This is a genomic window from Phaeobacter porticola (assembly GCF_001888185.1).
GTDB classification, from domain to species: domain Bacteria; phylum Pseudomonadota; class Alphaproteobacteria; order Rhodobacterales; family Rhodobacteraceae; genus Phaeobacter; species Phaeobacter porticola.
Genome location: NZ_CP016364.1, coordinates 1,955,280 through 1,971,703, shown reverse-complemented (window position 1 = coordinate 1,971,703; position 16,424 = coordinate 1,955,280). Strand labels below are relative to the sequence as shown.

Genomic DNA, 16,424 nt, shown 5'->3' with positions numbered 1-16,424 from the left:
ATTCAGGTTATCTTCACGCTAATATCAACCCAGCGTGTAGGTGCGAAAGATTTGTTCGTCTTCGATGAACTCTGTCAGCCGTTCAAAATCGCCACGCTCGGCGCGCCACGTCAGATATGCGTTCTGCGCTTCGCTATTTTCCCAGATCTGAAAGATCACCATTTCATGGCGCTCTGGCGCCAGCAACATATGTGCCTCGATGCAGCCGGGAAACGCACGGGTTTCAGGCATCATCGTAGCCGTTGCAGCGACCAGCTCGTCAAACAGCTCCGGTATCGAGTTAATGGTAACAACTATAGCTTCTTTCACAAGCAGTCTCGTCCGATTGAGGTGCACGGCCTGCAACTGTTTGGCCGCTTCAATTAAGTTTGGAGCTTTAACAACAACAAACCGTTACCAATGGACCTATTGGATCCTAGATCGGCGCAGGGCGCGCGGTCCAAATGGAGATTGACGTAAGGGTATCTTCGCGGATTTTTGCCGGTTCCGGTCTGCCAAGACTGTTTCTTCTACAGGTTATGTAACGAAAACGGGCACCCCCAAGGGTGCCCGCTGAGATGGGATCTTGGCCCGGTTTTACGATTTGGCGAGGTTGCGCAGCACGTAATGTAGCACGCCGCCATGTTCGATGTATTCAATTTCCGGCGCGGTATCGATGCGGCACTTCAGGGTGATGGTCTTGGTTGTGCCATCGCCGTAAGTGATGTCGCAGGAGACCTCTTCCTGAGGTTTGATCGTGTCCAGACCGTGGATCGAGACGGTTTCATCCCCGGTGAGGTTCAGCGATTTGCGGGTGTCGCCGCCGGTGAACTCAAACGGGATGACGCCCATGCCGACCAGGTTGGAGCGGTGAATTCGCTCAAAGCTCTCGGCGATCACGGCCTTGACGCCCAGCAGGGCTGTGCCCTTGGCCGCCCAGTCGCGCGAGGAACCAGCACCATACTGCTCACCACCGAAGACCACCAGCGGGATACCCTGTTCCTGATAGGCCATGGAGGCCTCGTAAACAGAGGTCTGTTCGCCATCGGGGCCTTTGGTGTAGCCGCCTTCGACACCGTCCAGCATCTCGTTCTTGATGCGGATATTGGCAAATGTGCCGCGCATCATGATCTCGTGGTTGCCACGACGCGAACCGTAGGAGTTGAACTCACGCGGTTGCACCTGACGGTCCAGCAGATACTGGCCAGCCGGGGTGGTGGTCGCAAAGGAACCCGCCGGGGAAATGTGGTCGGTGGTGACCATATCGCCAAGGATCAAGAGCGGCTTGGCGTCCTTGATGTTGGAGATGGTGCCCGGCTCAGTGCCCATACCCTGGAAGTAGGGCGGGTTCTGGATGTAGGTGGAGGCTGCAGGCCAGTCGTAGGTTTCTGCATCGGTGGTTTCCACCGCCTGCCACTTCTCGTCACCTTTGAACACATCGGCATATTTTGACAGGAAGGCTTCGCGGGTCACGGTCGCTTCGACCAGATCCGCGATCTCTTTCTGGCTCGGCCAGATGTCTTTCAGGTAGACGTCATTGCCGTCCTTGTCCTGTGCGATCGGATCGGTTGCCAGATCAATGTCCATGGTGCCCGCCAGCGCATAGGCGACAACCAGCGGCGGCGAGGCCAGATAGTTGGCGCGCACATCGGGGCTGATACGGCCTTCGAAGTTGCGGTTGCCGGACAGGACGGAGGTCGCGACCAGATCCCCTTCGGCGATGGCGTCGGACAGTTCCTGCTGGATCGGGCCAGAGTTACCGATACAGGTGGTGCAGCCATAACCCACGAGGTTAAAGCCGATCTTGTCCAGATCTTCCTGAAGGTTTGCGGCCTCCAGATAGGCAGACACAACCTGTGAACCGGGTGCGAGCGAGGTTTTGACCCAGGGTTTGCGATCCAGACCCAATGCGGCGGCCTTGCGCGCCACAAGGCCCGCACCGATCATCACATAAGGGTTGGATGTGTTGGTGCAGGAGGTGATCGAGGCGATCACGACCTTGCCGCTTTCCATGGTGTAGTCTTCGCCTTTGACGGCGATTTCCTTGCCCATGGGGCGCTTGAAGGTCTCTTCCATTTCCTTCTGGAAGGCCGCCTTGGCACCGGTTAGGGCAACATAGTCCTGCGGACGTTTCGGGCCGGAAATTGCAGGCACGATGGTGCCCATGTCGAGGCTCAGCGTGTCGGTGTAGATCGGGGCGTAATCCGCATCGCGCCAGAAGCCGTTTTCTTTGGCGTAGGCTTCGACCAACGCGATACGGTCTTCGTCGCGACCAGTGTTGCGCAGGTAGCGGATGGTTTCATCATCGATCGGGAAGAAGCCACAGGTGGCACCATATTCCGGCGCCATGTTGGCGATGGTGGCACGGTCTGCCAGCGGCAGCGTGTCCAGACCCTTGCCGTAGAATTCCACGAATTTTCCAACCACGCCTTTGGCGCGCAGCATTTCCACGACCTTCAGCACGAGGTCGGTGCCGGTGGTGCCTTCAACCATGGCGCCGGTCAGCTCAAAGCCGATAACCTCGGGGATCAGCATGGAGATCGGCTGACCCAGCATCGCGGCTTCGGCCTCGATACCGCCAACACCCCAGCCCAGAACGGCGGCGCCGTTGACCATGGTGGTGTGGCTGTCGGTGCCGACCAGCGTGTCAGGGTAGGCAACCATATCGCCGTTCTGATCCTCATCCGACCAGATGGTCTGGGCGAGATATTCCAGGTTCACCTGGTGACAGATGCCGGTGCCCGGCGGGACAACGCGGAAGTTGTTGAACGCGCCCTGGCCCCATTTCAGGAACTGATAGCGCTCCATGTTGCGTTCGTATTCGCGGTCGACGTTCATCTGAAACGCGCGCGGGTTGCCGAACTCGTCGATCATGACGGAGTGGTCAATGACCAGATCAACCGGGTTCAGCGGGTTGATCTTCTGGGCGTCGCCCCCCAGCGCCTTGATGCCGTCACGCATGGCGGCAAGATCTACAACGGCGGGAACACCGGTGAAATCCTGCATCAGTACGCGGGCCGGGCGATAAGCGATTTCGCGGGGGTTCTTGCCGCCGTTGGCGCCCCATTCGGCGAAGGCCTTGATGTCGTCAGTGGAGACGGAGAAGCCGCCGTCCTCAAACCGCAGCATGTTTTCCAGCACAACTTTCAGGGCGGCGGGCAGCTTGGCAAAGTCGCCAAGACCGGCCTCGGTGGCTGCGGGGATCGAGTAATAGGAGATTGACTTGCCACCTGCGCTCAGCTTGCGGCGCGTCTTGGCATTGTCCTGTCCGACGGTGATAGGCATGTTTGGCCTCCCTCTGGGATGTGAAAACAGGGAATTCGCTACCGGGTATTTGCAACAGGTCGGGCGTGCATTCAATAGCTGAAACGCCGCAGGCAGCATTTTTGTATGCAATAGTACACAAAATTTGCACCAACGTCGCATTTCGCCTCAAATTGCCCTGCGCACGACGGTCTCAAGAATGATTGATTGGTCATTTCAACCCGGCGCCGCTACATCGGTAGATCAGAGCAATAAGGGTTCGTTGCATGAAAATTATCGCATCGCTTGTTATGGCCGTGTGGATGACGCTGCCAATCGAGGCCTCAGCCCAGAGCGGTGGACCGGCCACGGATCTGGTGGTGGTTGAGCTGTTCACCTCGCAGGGGTGTTCGTCCTGTCCGCCCGCTGATGCGTTGTTGCAGCAGCTGACAGCGCGGAGCGATGTGCTGCCGCTGGCGCTGCATGTGGATTATTGGGATTATATCGGTTGGAAGGATCAATTTGCCGATCCTGCCTTTACCCGCCGCCAAAAGGGCTATGCCCATGAGGGCGGACGCCAGATGGTCTATACGCCGCAGATGATCATCAACGGTCAGGAAGATGTGGTGGGGGCCAATGCGATGAAACTCTCTGACGCCATCGCAGCCCATAAGGTGCAGCCAAGCCTGGTTGCAATCGCAGTCGATGGCACAAGCAGCGGTACCGGAGACATTTCGCTTGCCCTGCGCCGGGCCGATGCCGCTCCGCTGTTGTCGGGACCGATCTCTATCCAATTGGTCCGCTATGCGCCGCTGAAAACGGTCGATATCTCTCGTGGTGAACTGGCGGGGCGGCGGCTGGACTACGCCAATGTGGTGGAGCAGCTGGACCGTGTCGCCGAATGGGACGGGCAGGGCACATTGGAACTGAGCATCACACTCACCGACACTCGTCCTGCTGCCCTTTTGGTTCAACAGGCCCCCTATGGCGCTATCCTTGCGGCGGCTAAGCTGAACTAGGACCAAGCAGAGCAGGACGCCTGGTTTCAGGTTTTATCTGACCGTTGTTCTGTGGGCGTGGGTTTTGGGATCGGCACATAGGGTTTCCAGCGGCGATGGACCCAGAACCATTGCCCCATGTGCTGGCGCACCAGCTCCTCCAGCCGTTTGCAGACGGTCGTGGTCATGGTTATCGGATCAGACGGAGCGATCTCCTCCTGCACGACAATCTCAAAATCAAGACCATTGGGCTGGCGAATGGCATAGACCGGGATCATCGCCGCTTTGTACTTCAACGCCAGTTCTGCAGGCACGATGGAGGTCACGGCGGGTTCACCGAAGAAATCAATGTTGACGCCACCATGGGCGTGCAGATCGGCGACAATTGCAATGATTCCCCCTTGTTTCAGGTGACGGACCATTTCCATCATGCCGCGTTTGCCCTGTTCGAACATCGGCTTGCCAGTTTTTTCTATCGCGCGCACATAATGATCGTTGAAATAGGGGTTCGCCATACGACGATAAAGCGCCCCCATGGCAAAGCCGCGTTTGATCAGATTGGCGCGGGCTGCATCGTAATTGCCAAAATGCCCAGTGACCAGAATGACCGGTCGCCCTTCAGCGCGGGCGCGCTCCAGCGCCGGCAGGCCGGGGCCAGAGACAGGCGCTGCCCAGGCACGCTCAAGGAAGGGCTGTCCGGCATAAAGCTCGGCCACCACGCGGCCGACATTGTCGCTTACCTCATCACAGAGCTGTTTGACATCACGCTCCGGCAGCTCGGGACAGGTCAACGCCAGATTGTCCCGAACCCGTTTGTGAAACCCCACCAGAGGCGCCACTTTGCGCATCACCCAGCCCATCGCGGGTATACGTTTGTCATAGGGGATCAAACCCAGCGCGCCGATAATACCACGTAGTGCCAGATTGCTGGCATAATAACTGGCACGACGGCCTGGGGCCAATGTGGAAGGATCGACTGGCATGTCCGGGGGCCTGCGTTTTCGGTGGAGTAGGTCAGTCGCCAGCATAAACGCCGGAGCGAGCAGGCACAAGCGAGCCAGCCGGAAGATGGCAGATCCGGCGCATGTGTTGTTGAGGCGGCAAGCGTCGATGAGAGTTCGAAACAGGCGCTCTCAGCGGTGGTTCGTGCATTGGCCAAGGACTATCAGGCACAAGAGCGCACAGAAGGTCTTTGACTGGTGAAGGCCCCTTAGAGATGTCGCCTAATAATGCCCAACGATCTGCGTCTGCGACTTTAGGTCAGGTTGGCGGGATTACATACCTTAAACTGTTGACGACGTTCGGGCCTAGTATTGGCCTGCTCTGCCTTGGACGTCGCAGAACACGCATAGATCCTAACTTTGTAGAGCCAAGGCTTTAGTCCTCGTCATCTTCTTCAGTGGAGCGCAATTCGATCTCACCGGAACTCACCAGTTCACGCAGTGCATTTACGATGGTGCTCATTGCACCTTCGCCGATGCTGCGCTTAACCTTGCCGCGTTCCGCGACTTCGTCACGGATGTTATTGGCCATGCGGCTGGACATGTTGGACAGCATGAATTCGCTGCTTTCCACATCTTCCTCGTCGGTGGAAAAGGCAATCGCGGTGACCAGATCCTGCTGTGCAAGCACGCGTGCGATCTTGGGCACATCGACCGGGCTGACACGCTGGGCGATCAACGCATAGGTAAAGATCGACTTGCGGACGTCACCTGCGAATTCTTCGTCTTCTTCATCCAGCGCTGTGAGCACCTCGTCACGCTTACCGGCTGCGGCCTGGGTCAGGATCGCGCCCATCCGCTGGCCCGGTGTTTCGTCAAAGGCGACTTCGGGGCGGGCTTCGATCTGGCCGGCCAGCGACAGGCCAATACGATCAACGGTGTCGGGGGTCACCGCGCCGGTCTGGCTGACGGCATAGGTTATGCGGCGGGCCACCGGGCCGGGCAGGTGAATCAACATCTGCGCAGCTTTGGTGGTGTCCAGCTTGGACAGCAGCACGGCAGCAACTTCGGTGCTTTCGGCCTCTGCCAGTTCGGCCAGGTCTTCGGGCGGCAGGGCGCGCAGGCGTTCCCAAGGGTCACCAAACTGGCGAACGCCCGCCTCTTTACGCAGGCGGCTTGCAGTCTGGCGGCTGATCTTGCCCTCCATCGCCGAAAGCGCACCGGCCAGTCCGTTGGGGAAGGACAGGCCCACATTGTCAAGCATCTCGGCAAATTCACCAGCAACTTCATGCAGGGTGGTGCGGTCGATCAGCCCCATCCGACCCATCTGCTGGGTCAATTCGAGCTGCAGGTCATCGGGAAGGGATTCGAGCGGAATATCCGCGCCTTCGTTCAACAATAGGCGGACAACGATAGCGGCCTTGGCTTTGCCGCTAAGCTTGGATTTGGCGGCGGTCATGCCGCCACCCATGGCGGGCATGTCAAGCGCGCCGCCCATCCCGAGATCCCCACCGCCGAGATCCCCGCCGAAATCCATTCCGCCAAGCGGAGCCGGGGCGGAAAAATCGCCAAAGTCGTCTGAGGAGGCCGCCATGGGAAGCGCCAAAGCATTTTCATTCTGCATTTAAGAGCCCTAGCCAAAAAGATTCTCTTTCTGTTGTCTCCAACCTAGGGCGTAAGCGGTAAATAAATGCTGAAAATCAGTAGCTTTGCGTCTGCCCGGACAAAAGAGCCTCGCGCAGAGATATCTCGGCCCAGGTGTCGCTGCCGCCATTGGCGCGGATGATCTTCCACTGTTCCAGCGCGAGTCCATATTTCCCTTCGCTAACAAATCCTTGCCCCATGTAAGAGCGTGCAAGGTGGTTCTGCGGATCCTGCGCGATGGCCTGAGTGTAATAGGACATCGCCTGATCGGGATAGCCCTGCTTACGATAGGTAAAGCCCCAATAGGTCAGCACCCGGCTATCCGTTTGGTCAGGCATCGCCGCTAGCACCATCTGAGCGTCGCTGTAGCGCCCGGCATAGGCGAGTTCGCGCACCGCATCGTACAATTCGTCAGGGTCCAGGGAGGATTGCTTGGGCGCGACGCAGCGCTGTTTCTGATCGTCCCAGACCCTTGCTCCCTTGCAGGTCTTGGTGGTGTTTGTCGGTTTTGGTGCGGCGCTGTCGCCGCCACCTGCGGCAAAAGCCGTCGCGGCAAAACTGCAAGAGAGGAGCAGCGCAGAGAAGGTCCATCTGGTGGCCTTCATCGCGGGCAAGGGCAGGGAACAAGCGAGGGTCGCATGGTCGGTTTGCATGGGGAGCATCAGTTTGTCCTTTTGTCGCGCTGCCGATCCGCAGCAAATTGCTTTGCTCTACCTTAGACGGAACCGTGCACGGGCGCGATAACAAGACAGTGAGACGGTGAAAGCCAATAAAAAGGGCCGCCCTGCATATGGCAGAGCGGCCCCGAATTCAAAATACTGTCAGATCCATGATCGGGGGTAGCTTAGGCGCCAAACACCCGTGCAAAGATCGTGTCGACATGTTTGGTGTGATAATCCATGTCGAATTTCTCGTTGATGGCCTGTTCGCCAAGAGCGGCAACAACGTCGGCATCCGCCAGCAGAAGTTCACGGAAATCAACGCGATCTTCCCAGACCTTCAGTGCATTGCGCTGTACCATGGAATAGGCATCTTCGCGGCTGACGCCGGCCTGTGTCAGGGCCAAAAGCACCCGCTGCGACATCACCAGACCGGGGAATTTATTCATGTTGTCCAGCATGTTCTGCGGGAAAACCAGCATTTTGTCGATGACGCCAGCCAGACGGTTCAGCGCAAAATCCAGGGTCACGGTGGCATCGGGGCCGATGCCGCGCTCCACAGAAGAGTGGGAGATATCGCGCTCATGCCACAGGGCCACGTTTTCCATCGCCGGGATCACCGCCATGCGCACCAGACGTGCAAGACCGGTGAGGTTTTCGGTCAGAACCGGGTTCTTCTTATGCGGCATTGCCGACGAACCCTTTTGCCCCATAGAGAAGAATTCGGCCCCTTCCAGCACTTCGGTGCGCTGCATGTGGCGGATTTCCACAGCGACATTTTCAATCGACGAGGCAATGACACCCAGCGTGGCAAAGAACATCGCGTGGCGGTCGCGCGGGATCACTTGGGTCGAGATCGGTTCAGGGCTGAGGCCGAGCTGCTCGCAAACATGTTCTTCAACGCGAGGGTCGATATTGGCAAAGGTGCCAACCGCGCCGGAGATCGCGCCGGTGGCGACTTCGGCGCGAGCATTTTGCAGGCGCTGTTTGTTGCGATCCATTTCGGCATAGAAACGGGCAAAAGTCAGACCCATGGTGGTTGGCTCAGCGTGGATGCCGTGGCTGCGGCCGACGCGGACGGTGTCTTTGTGCTCCAGCGCGCGTTTCTTCAGGGCGGCCAGCAATTTGTCCATACCGTCCAGCAGGATATCGGCGGCGCGCACCAGCTGCACATTGAGGCAGGTATCCAGCACGTCAGAGGATGTCATGCCCTGATGCACGAAACGTGCCTCTTCGCTGCCCACATGTTCGGCGAGATGGGTCAGAAAGGCGATAACGTCATGTTTGGTGACCGCTTCGATTTCGTCGATACGGGCGACGTCAAAGTCCACATCCTTGGCTTTCCAGACGGCATCGGCGTTCTCGCGCGGGATCACACCCAGATTGGCCATGGCTTCGCAGGCGTGCGCCTCGATCTCGTACCAGATCTTGAATTTGGTTTCCGGCGACCAGATGGCAACCATTTCAGGACGGGAATAGCGGAGGATCATGGGCAGCAGCACCTTTATGTAGCAGGGCAGAAGGGAAGCGGATGATGCCGCGCGTCTTAGAGCAGCGCGCCCGCCAGAGCAAGGGTATGGGGGCGGGCAGCGACAGAAAGCCCACTTTTCTGATGCCTTACCGCTGTGACATGCAGAATTTTCAATGGTAGTTACGAGGGCCGTTACGGCACAGCCCGCAAACACACAGCGCACGGCTGGGCGTCCCGTCGCAGAAAGCGGTGGCACCCGGTTAACCAGAGGCCACTCACACTCTTCAGGTCAGGTCTCAATCAGAACGGCAAATGTGCGGGATCCATCTGGCTGTCAGCTTCTGCCAGGTCCAGTCGGGTGGTGACCTTTGCACCATGTTCCAAGGTGCGATGCACCGGGCAACGATCGGCAATGTCCAAGAGTTTGGCGCGCTGGTCTGCGGTCAGATTGCCACTGAGGTAGATCACACGGGTGAACTGATCAATCTGTGCCGGACCTGAGGGCAGGGCGTCCTGAGCGTGGACCTTGTCATGGCAGACATCGACGCTGATGCTCTCGAGTGGCCAGCCTTTGCGACGGGCATACATACGGATCGTCATGGAGGTACACGCCCCAAGCCCCGCTGCAATAAACCCATAGGGTGTCATGCCGCGGTTGCTGCCGCCATAGGCCAGCGGTTCATCGGCGTAGGTGTGATGGCGCGGTCCGGCCTGCACGTCTTGCAGAAACCCGTTGGGATCGGCCTCGGTCACACGCAACACGCCTTCGGGCGCGCCGGGGGGCGGTGCAGGGGGGGAGAGATCAATGTAGCGCCCGGCCCAGGCGGCAATGACATCAGCGGCATATTCCGCATCGCGAGGGCGGCTGATCAGGTGATCGGCATCATCCAGCGTAACAAAGCTCTTGGGATGTTTCGCGGCGACAAACAGCTCGGCGGCATTGTCGATGCTGACCGTGGCATCCATCGGCGCGTGCATCACCAAGAGGGCTGCATCCAGCGCTGCGACCGCGTCGCTGAGAGCGGCGGCACGGATGTCCTCGACAAACTGCTTGCGAATGGTAAACGGACGATCCGCCAGACAGACCTCTGCTGCGCCGTCTGTCTCGATCTTGCCAAGCGCGTCGCCAAATTGATGTGCGACATGCGACGGATCCGACGGCGCGCCCAAGGTTACAACGCCCCGGACAGATGGAAGCCCGGCGCGTGCGCGCAAAACGGCAGCCCCGCCCAGAGAATGCCCAATCAACAGCGACGGCGGCAATCCGCGGCCCGCGAGATAATGCCCGGCAGCCACCAGATCCGCCACGTTGGAGGTGAAATTGGTATTGGAAAACTCTCCATCCGAATGCCCTAACCCAGTGAAATCAAAACGCAGAACCGCAATCCCCATCGCGGCAAGACGGGCCGAGATGCGGCGCGCTGCGGGGATGTCCTTGGAGCAAGTGAAACAATGGGCAAACAACGCGGTGGACAATATTGGACCTTCGGGCAGGTCGAGCCGCGCAGCCAGCTGGTCACCGGAGTGGCCGGAAAAAGAAATGCGTTCGGTGGGCATGTGGATGGCCTTTGATTGGGGGTTCCCCTAACGTGCGGCGACAGGCGCGCGGGCACAAGGGATCAGGCCCCGACGTCACGGGAAGGTGAGGGATATTGACAACATTCGACAGTATTGGGCGATGCGCAGGGATCGGCGTGTTCACCCCGCAGGATGCGCGTGACCGAGAAATGTGGCAGTGCCTGACCGCATTTTGTGCAAGAGAGCCAAGGGCGTTTGAGCGGGATCCGACGACCGGTCATGTGACCGGATCGGCGTTTGTCCTGTCACCGGATCTGGATGCGGTGCTGCTGACCCATCACGCCAAGCTGGACCGTTGGTTACAGCTCGGAGGGCATTGTGACGGCATCGCGGATGCACGGTTTACCGCCTGGAAAGAGGCCTATGAGGAAAGCGGCCTGACGCGGATCAGCCTGATGTCTGACCGGGTTTTCGACATAGACATTCATGAGATTCCGGCCAATGCCCGCGAGGGCGGGCATCTGCATTACGATGTGCGTTACCTGTTTCGCGCCGAGGCGGGCGAAATCCGTGCCAGCGCCGAGTCAAAGGCGTTGGCCTGGGTGCCGCTGGCCGAACTCTCGCAATATAGCAAGGCGGACAGTGTACTGATCCTGCAGGATAAACTGGCCCGGTTGCACAGCGGAGACGCCTGACGGCACCCAGGTTCAACCGTCTCTCCACAAGGGGCGAGAGCAGCCGTTTGGTCGTCGCACCCGCAGGCAGCAGAAACCTCACCCCCAACGGGTGGTGCCCATCAGAGCCGGATCAAACGGGTAGGTGGTGAGGTTTTCATAGCCAGTTTCGGTGATCAGGACCTGATCCTCCAGCTTGATCGAGAAATCGCCGCCTTCGGGGCTGACCAGCGCCTCAACGCAGAGCACCATGCCCGGCTCCAGATCATAATCGAAAGCGCCCTCGACCATGGCGTCCGGATAGGCCACCAGCGGCCATTCATCGCAAAGCCCGACGCCGTGCATCATGCAGCCATATTTCTGCTTCTGGAACTGGGCATCCAGCAGATGGCAGTTGCGCGACAAGTCCTGCAGGTTCACGCCGGGTTTCAGCATCTCCATATTGCTCTGGATATGCTCAACCCCGTGCTGCATGGCATAGACCATATCGGCTGGCGGCGCGCGGTCGCCAATCCACCAGCTGCGCGAAATATCGATGCAGATCCCGTAGGAGCCGACCAGATCGGTGTCAAAGCTGACGATTTCATTGTTCTGGATGATGCGCCCGCCGCATTCCTGAAACCAGGGGTTGGTGCGCGGGCCTGAGGTCAGCAGTCTTGTTTCGATCCATTCACCGCCCCGGCGGATGTTTTCAGCGTGGAGAATGGCCCAGACGTCATCTTCACTGATGCCACCGCCGGGAATGACTGTGCGGGCATAGTGCTCCATCTCTGCGACGGCGGTTTCACAGGCGTGATTGGCGCAGCGCATGGCGAGGATTTCGTCCGGGCCTTTCACTGCGCGACATTTTTCGGTCAGCTCTTCGCCGGGAAAGACCTCAAGCCTCTGCGCCTCTAGCGCGCGCAGCCCGTGCAGCATGATCTTGTCCACCGCAAGACGCGTGTTGCCGCCGCTATGCTCCGCCAGCAGCGTGCGCACCTCATCGGCGAAGGCGTCGGCCGCCACATCCACTTTGTCGCCGCGATCAAAATAGAACAGATCGGCCCCGGCCCGTTGTTCACGCACCAGTGGATTGAATTCGCTGAGAAAAGGCGCCTGTTTGTAGTCCCACATCACCATATAGCCGTCGGCGCAGATCAGTAGCGCGCGAAATGGGTTATGGGTGTTCCACAGCTGCATATTGGTGGAATCCGTCGCGTAGCGGATGTTCATGGGATCAAACACCAACAGTCCGGCATAATCGCGATCGTTGATGAACCGGGTGAGCCGCTCCCAGCGATAGCGCCGCATGGCCTGAAGATCGGGCAGCTGAAGACCCGCAGCCGCCCATTCACCAAAGGCCAGCCGGGTCGGCCCAATTTCGACTCGGTCCTGATCATTGGGGGTGTTGTCGCCAAGTGTGGCACCGCGCGTCGGGTCGATCTTGCGGATGTCACGGTAGTGCTCGTTCATCTCGGGGCTCCATTTCTGTACAGCTCTGTCTAATCTGGAGCGCTATTCAGAGAAGAGTCGCTGCCAATTGCGACCGCGCGGGCAGTCGTTTTCAGACTTATGCGGCAAGGTTGTGGATGGTGTGGTTCGGATTGACTGCTAAAACTGTGGCATGACTGAGATTCTGCAAACCCGCCTGTCTTACAATCCACTGGAAGAGCGCAAGCTGCCTGGTATCCAACCCTTGGGCGCTGAGGATTGGCTCTATACCGATGATGCTTTTGCCACGCAGATGGCAGAGCGGGACCGGCTGTTGACCCATCATCGTGCTAAGGTGCTGCAATGCTCCGTCGCTGCCATGCCCGCCGCCTGCGAGCTGTTGGAGGCTGTGCTGGCACAGCTATATCCGAATTGTGGGCAGGCCCGTGTCAGACGAGCTGATGGCGCAGAGGTGACGTTGGACTGGCAAGACCCACTGGGCACGCTGGGACGGATCACACAGCAGGATTTTTGCATTCTGGAAAAACCGGAAGAGGCGGTGGAGCATGTGCTGACCGGTGCGGTGCTGTGCTTTCCGGCGAATTGGACATTGGCGCAGAAATTTCAACGCCCGCTGATCGCCATTCATGACCCGGTCGACAGCTATGATGCGGACATTGCGGCACGGGTTCAGCGGTTGTTTGACGGGGTGCAGGTCGGGCGGCCCATGTGGCGGTTCAATGCGCTGTGGTATGCTGATGCGACGCTGCACCAGCCGCGACGCGCAACCGGCGACCGTCCGCGACCAGAGGCCGCGCAGGCCGGGTTCCTGCGCAGCGAGCGGCAGACAATCCTGCGCCTGCCGCGCAGTCGCGCCGTTATATTCAGCATTCACACCAGTGTGTTACGTCGTGCGGATGTGATGGCCCATTGGGGGTCGCAGGCGGCATCCGGTTAGGCACCACATGGGACTAGGGGGGCCTAGAAAGCGATTGCGGCCGAGCTTTGTAGGGCGAGCAGGGCTGTGGCACCACAGAGAATATGCAGAGGTCCCCGCAATTGCGGACTCCGCAGGGCGTGCGTGGTTGCAGAAAGAACCCACAATGGCACATGTGTCAGGCGCTCTACCAAATCTGCCGGGCGGAGCGACCGGCGGTTTTTCTGCCCAAGAACGGCGGTCGCGCGGGCACGGGCCCGGTTGCGCGCTTCGACTGCGTGGCGACCAGCGGCGCGGGTCTGTGATGTCTCAAGCATCGCCTGGCAATGCTGCTCCAGCTGGGCCGCGGTTTCCTCTACCGGTTCAAAACAGGCGCGTCCGCGCAGCCGTGCAGGCTGTGGCGCGGATGCTGTTGTCTGGATGGGGGCTGGCGACATTGCGGCGATGGGCGCTGCCGGTTCGGCCATGGGAGGTGTCAGCTGCAGCTCGCTCAGTTCGTCTGTTTCTGCCAGATGCCCCTGCGGAAGCTCGGACGCGTTGGGTCCCGAGCGGGCGACCACTGCAGGTGGCTGTTCTGCGGCGTCGTGGAAGGCCCCCAGAAAGGCGGCGCGGGTCAACGTCATGGGCGCGTCTAACCAATCGACTGTCGCAACCTCCAGATCTTCAACCAGCCTTTGCAAGATCACGGCCAATAACAGCTCGCTCAGCTCAGCGTCGCAATGATCAGGGTAGATTGGCACCAGGCTGACACCCAGAGAGCTGCGCAGCCGCGTCTCGATTGCGCCCGACCCCATCTCGCTTGCCTGTGTGGGTTTGATTGGATGTCGGCGATACCGCAGTTCAATCCGGTAGTGATCACAGTCCAGCTGGATCAGGTTTGGACTTCGCGCCTGAAACTGACGCACAACGTGGCCATATTCCTCTAGCGTGTCGACCACTGCGGTCGAGCCGATGGACAACGCATCCGGGTGCCGGGCTTCAAAGCCAAGCTTGCCTTTGTACTGATCTACCTGTGTCACCGTCAGGGTCCTCCGCTCAGGTGCTTCAGCAATTAAGTTAAAATTTGAAATGGTGGAAAGTGAGGCGCGAGCGGTCGAAGCGTAAAATATTCGTTTCGGTTTTGGGGATTGCCCACGTATTCATATAAATAGTTGATTTTAATAATGAAAATTAAATATTGATAGAGTGTTTGGCAGACAATTGGGCAAAACCGGGGCAGCCTGTGGCCATATTGATGCCGCAGCCATTACAAAACCGGCGTTTGCGAGGTCAGTGTTTCTGAAAAGTTAACGCGGGGGCGCGTCTTCGGATGCCACAGACGGTGCGGACTGGCCCCGCCAGGGCGCGCGGGGTTGATAAAGTGTCATCCGCACTGTGACAACCGGTGGGTGGCTTGCCCGTGACACGCTGGTGTTTGGGTGGTCTGTACAAACGACCCGTGCAGGGCAGAACGCATGTGGACCATGTTCATGAAACGAAAAAGGCGTCCCCGGATGGGGACGCCCAGTCAGCATATATGATCGGGGATCAGCAGCTGTAATACATGCCGTATTCAACAGGGTGCGGCGTGTGTTCGTAGGTTTCCACCTCTTCCATCTTGAGGGCGATATAGCCTTCGATCTGGTCTTTGGTGAACACATCGCCCTGAACCAGGAAGTCGTGATCGCCAGCCAGTGCTTCCAGCGCTTCGCGCAGGCTGCCGCAGACGGTGGGGATATCGGCCAGCTCTTCTGCGGGCAGATCATAGAGGTTCTTGTCCATGGCTTCGCCCGGATCGATCTTGTTCTTGATGCCGTCCAGGCCGGCCATCAGCAGGGCGGCAAAGCACAGATAGGGGTTCGCCGCCGGATCGGGGAAACGGGCTTCGACGCGCTTGGCTTTGGGGCTCTCGGTCCATGGGATCCGCACGCAGCCGGACCGGTTACGGGCGGAATAGGCGCGCAGAACCGGGGCTTCAAAACCGGGGATCAGACGCTTGTAGGAGTTGGTCGCCGGGTTAGTAAAGGCGTTCAGCGTTTTTGCGTGCTTCAGGATGCCGCCGATAAAATACAGCGCTTCCTGGCTAAGATCCGCGTATTTGTCGCCAGCAAAGAGCGGCTTGCCGTCTTTCCAGATCGACATGTTCACGTGCATGCCGGTGCCATTGTCACCGTAGATCGGCTTTGGCATGAAGGTTGCCGATTTGCCGTAGGCGTGGGCCACATTGTGAATCACATATTTGTATTTCTGCAGCTCATCGGCCTGTTTGGTCAGGCTGTCAAAGATCAGGCCCAGTTCGTGCTGGCAGGAGGCCACCTCGTGGTGGTGCTTGTCTACCTTCATGCCGAGACGCTTCATAGTCGACAGCATCTCAGAGCGCAGGTCTTGGGCTTCGTCGATGGGGTTCACCGGGAAATAGCCGCCTTTGACACCGGGCCGGTGGCCCATGTTGCCCATCTCATATTCTGTGTCGGTGTTCCAGGAGGCGTCAGTCGCGTCGACCTCAAAGGACACTTTGTTGATGGTGTTGGAGAACCGCACATCATCAAACAGGAAGAATTCCGCCTCGGGACCCATATAGGCCACATCGCCAATGCCGGAGGCCTTCAGATAGGCCTCTGCTTTTTGTGCGGTGCCGCGTGGGTCACGCGGGTAGGCTTCGCCGGTGTCGGGCTCAACCACAGAGCAATGAATGCAGAGGGTTTTTTCGGCATAGAAGGGATCGACATAAGCAGACTCGGTGTCGAGGATCAGCTTCATGTCGGAGTTTTCGATCGACTTCCAGCCAGCGATGGAGGAACCGTCGAACATGAAGCCTTCTTCGATAAAGTCTTCGTCCACCAGGTCGACGTCAACGGTCACGTGCTGGAGCTTGCCCCGCACATCAGTGAAACGGATGTCGACATAGGCGATGTCTTCGTCCTTGATCATCTTCAGAACTGCGTCTGCGCTCATTTCCAATGGTCCTTCT

Annotated in this window: 13 protein-coding genes; 3 read left to right on the top strand and 10 right to left on the bottom strand. The window is 58.8% G+C overall.

Annotation, left to right across the window (positions count from 1 at the left end; genetic code table 11):
• Window positions 1-24: 24 nt before the first annotated feature.
• Entirely contained in the window at window positions 25-309 is a 285-nt protein-coding gene (locus PhaeoP97_RS09465) for a putative quinol monooxygenase (protein ID WP_237028920.1), read from the bottom strand.
• A 267-nt stretch (window positions 310-576) separates the two neighbouring features.
• On the bottom strand, window positions 577-3,264 hold the full coding sequence (acnA, locus tag PhaeoP97_RS09460; protein WP_014880253.1) for an aconitate hydratase AcnA: 2,688 nt from the start codon (window positions 3,262-3,264) through the stop codon (window positions 577-579).
• Between the two features lie 245 nt (window positions 3,265-3,509).
• On the opposite strand from acnA, the gene PhaeoP97_RS09455 reads away from it, so the two are divergent.
• On the top strand, window positions 3,510-4,241 hold the full coding sequence (locus PhaeoP97_RS09455; RefSeq protein WP_072504861.1) for a DUF1223 domain-containing protein: 732 nt from the start codon (window positions 3,510-3,512) through the stop codon (window positions 4,239-4,241).
• Between the two features lie 26 nt (window positions 4,242-4,267).
• Here the strand turns inward: PhaeoP97_RS09455 and PhaeoP97_RS09450 are convergent, their stop codons facing one another.
• The 5 genes from PhaeoP97_RS09450 to PhaeoP97_RS09430 form a co-directional block, all read right to left on the bottom strand.
• Window positions 4,268-5,203, bottom strand: a complete 936-nt coding sequence (locus tag PhaeoP97_RS09450) for a lysophospholipid acyltransferase family protein (protein WP_072504860.1) — start codon at window positions 5,201-5,203, stop codon at window positions 4,268-4,270.
• Window positions 5,204-5,597: 394 nt separating this feature from the next.
• Window positions 5,598-6,785, bottom strand: a complete 1,188-nt coding sequence (locus tag PhaeoP97_RS09445) for a flagellar motor switch protein FliG (protein ID WP_072504859.1) — start codon at window positions 6,783-6,785, stop codon at window positions 5,598-5,600.
• Between the two features lie 76 nt (window positions 6,786-6,861).
• The gene (locus PhaeoP97_RS09440) at window positions 6,862-7,410 is read right to left on the bottom strand and encodes a tetratricopeptide repeat protein (protein WP_420849007.1); all 549 of its coding nucleotides are present in this window, start codon (window positions 7,408-7,410) and stop codon (window positions 6,862-6,864) included.
• A 239-nt stretch (window positions 7,411-7,649) separates the two neighbouring features.
• Window positions 7,650-8,954: an adenylosuccinate lyase gene (gene purB / locus PhaeoP97_RS09435; protein WP_072506389.1), complete on the bottom strand. Its 1,305-nt coding sequence runs from the start codon at window positions 8,952-8,954 to the stop codon at window positions 7,650-7,652.
• Window positions 8,955-9,235: 281 nt separating this feature from the next.
• Window positions 9,236-10,492 carry a bifunctional alpha/beta hydrolase/OsmC family protein gene (locus tag PhaeoP97_RS09430; protein ID WP_072504857.1) on the bottom strand — a complete coding sequence of 419 codons (1,257 nt, stop codon included), beginning with the start codon at window positions 10,490-10,492 and terminating at the stop codon, window positions 9,236-9,238.
• Between the two features lie 170 nt (window positions 10,493-10,662).
• Between PhaeoP97_RS09430 and PhaeoP97_RS09425 the strand changes: the two genes are divergently transcribed.
• On the top strand, window positions 10,663-11,148 hold the full coding sequence (locus PhaeoP97_RS09425) for an NUDIX hydrolase (protein WP_157891269.1): 486 nt from the start codon (window positions 10,663-10,665) through the stop codon (window positions 11,146-11,148).
• 78 nt (window positions 11,149-11,226) lie between these two features.
• Here the strand turns inward: PhaeoP97_RS09425 and dddP are convergent, their stop codons facing one another.
• The gene (dddP, locus tag PhaeoP97_RS09420) at window positions 11,227-12,579 is read right to left on the bottom strand and encodes a dimethylsulfonioproprionate lyase DddP (protein WP_072504855.1); all 1,353 of its coding nucleotides are present in this window, start codon (window positions 12,577-12,579) and stop codon (window positions 11,227-11,229) included.
• 151 nt (window positions 12,580-12,730) lie between these two features.
• On the opposite strand from dddP, the gene PhaeoP97_RS09415 reads away from it, so the two are divergent.
• Window positions 12,731-13,495 carry a heme-dependent oxidative N-demethylase family protein gene (locus PhaeoP97_RS09415; protein ID WP_072504854.1) on the top strand — a complete coding sequence of 255 codons (765 nt, stop codon included), beginning with the start codon at window positions 12,731-12,733 and terminating at the stop codon, window positions 13,493-13,495.
• A gap of 23 nt (window positions 13,496-13,518) precedes the next feature.
• Here the strand turns inward: PhaeoP97_RS09415 and PhaeoP97_RS09410 are convergent, their stop codons facing one another.
• Both PhaeoP97_RS09410 and glnA read right to left on the bottom strand, forming a co-directional pair.
• A complete protein-coding gene (locus PhaeoP97_RS09410) occupies window positions 13,519-14,493 on the bottom strand; it encodes a hypothetical protein (RefSeq protein WP_072504853.1) in 975 nt (324 codons plus the stop codon).
• A 508-nt stretch (window positions 14,494-15,001) separates the two neighbouring features.
• Window positions 15,002-16,408 carry a type I glutamate--ammonia ligase gene (gene glnA, locus PhaeoP97_RS09405; protein ID WP_072504852.1) on the bottom strand — a complete coding sequence of 469 codons (1,407 nt, stop codon included), beginning with the start codon at window positions 16,406-16,408 and terminating at the stop codon, window positions 15,002-15,004.
• Window positions 16,409-16,424 lie beyond the last annotated feature (16 nt).

Bases quoted from the DNA above. Each gene is read 5' to 3' on its own strand.
- PhaeoP97_RS09440 (WP_420849007.1), bottom strand. From the start codon at position 7,410: ATGAAGGCCACCAGATGGACCTTCTCTGCGCTGCTCCTCTCTTGCAGT.
- PhaeoP97_RS09455 (WP_072504861.1), top strand. From the start codon at position 3,510: ATGAAAATTATCGCATCGCTTGTTATGGCCGTGTGGATGACGCTGCCA.
- glnA (WP_072504852.1), bottom strand. From the start codon at position 16,408: ATGAGCGCAGACGCAGTTCTGAAGATGATCAAGGACGAAGACATCGCC.
- PhaeoP97_RS09450 (WP_072504860.1), bottom strand. From the start codon at position 5,203: ATGCCAGTCGATCCTTCCACATTGGCCCCAGGCCGTCGTGCCAGTTAT.
- PhaeoP97_RS09430 (WP_072504857.1), bottom strand. From the start codon at position 10,492: ATGCCCACCGAACGCATTTCTTTTTCCGGCCACTCCGGTGACCAGCTG.
- purB (WP_072506389.1), bottom strand. From the start codon at position 8,954: ATGATCCTCCGCTATTCCCGTCCTGAAATGGTTGCCATCTGGTCGCCG.
- PhaeoP97_RS09425 (WP_157891269.1), top strand. From the start codon at position 10,663: ATGTGGCAGTGCCTGACCGCATTTTGTGCAAGAGAGCCAAGGGCGTTT.
- PhaeoP97_RS09445 (WP_072504859.1), bottom strand. From the start codon at position 6,785: ATGCAGAATGAAAATGCTTTGGCGCTTCCCATGGCGGCCTCCTCAGAC.
- acnA (WP_014880253.1), bottom strand. From the start codon at position 3,264: ATGCCTATCACCGTCGGACAGGACAATGCCAAGACGCGCCGCAAGCTG.
- PhaeoP97_RS09415 (WP_072504854.1), top strand. From the start codon at position 12,731: ATGACTGAGATTCTGCAAACCCGCCTGTCTTACAATCCACTGGAAGAG.
- dddP (WP_072504855.1), bottom strand. From the start codon at position 12,579: ATGAACGAGCACTACCGTGACATCCGCAAGATCGACCCGACGCGCGGT.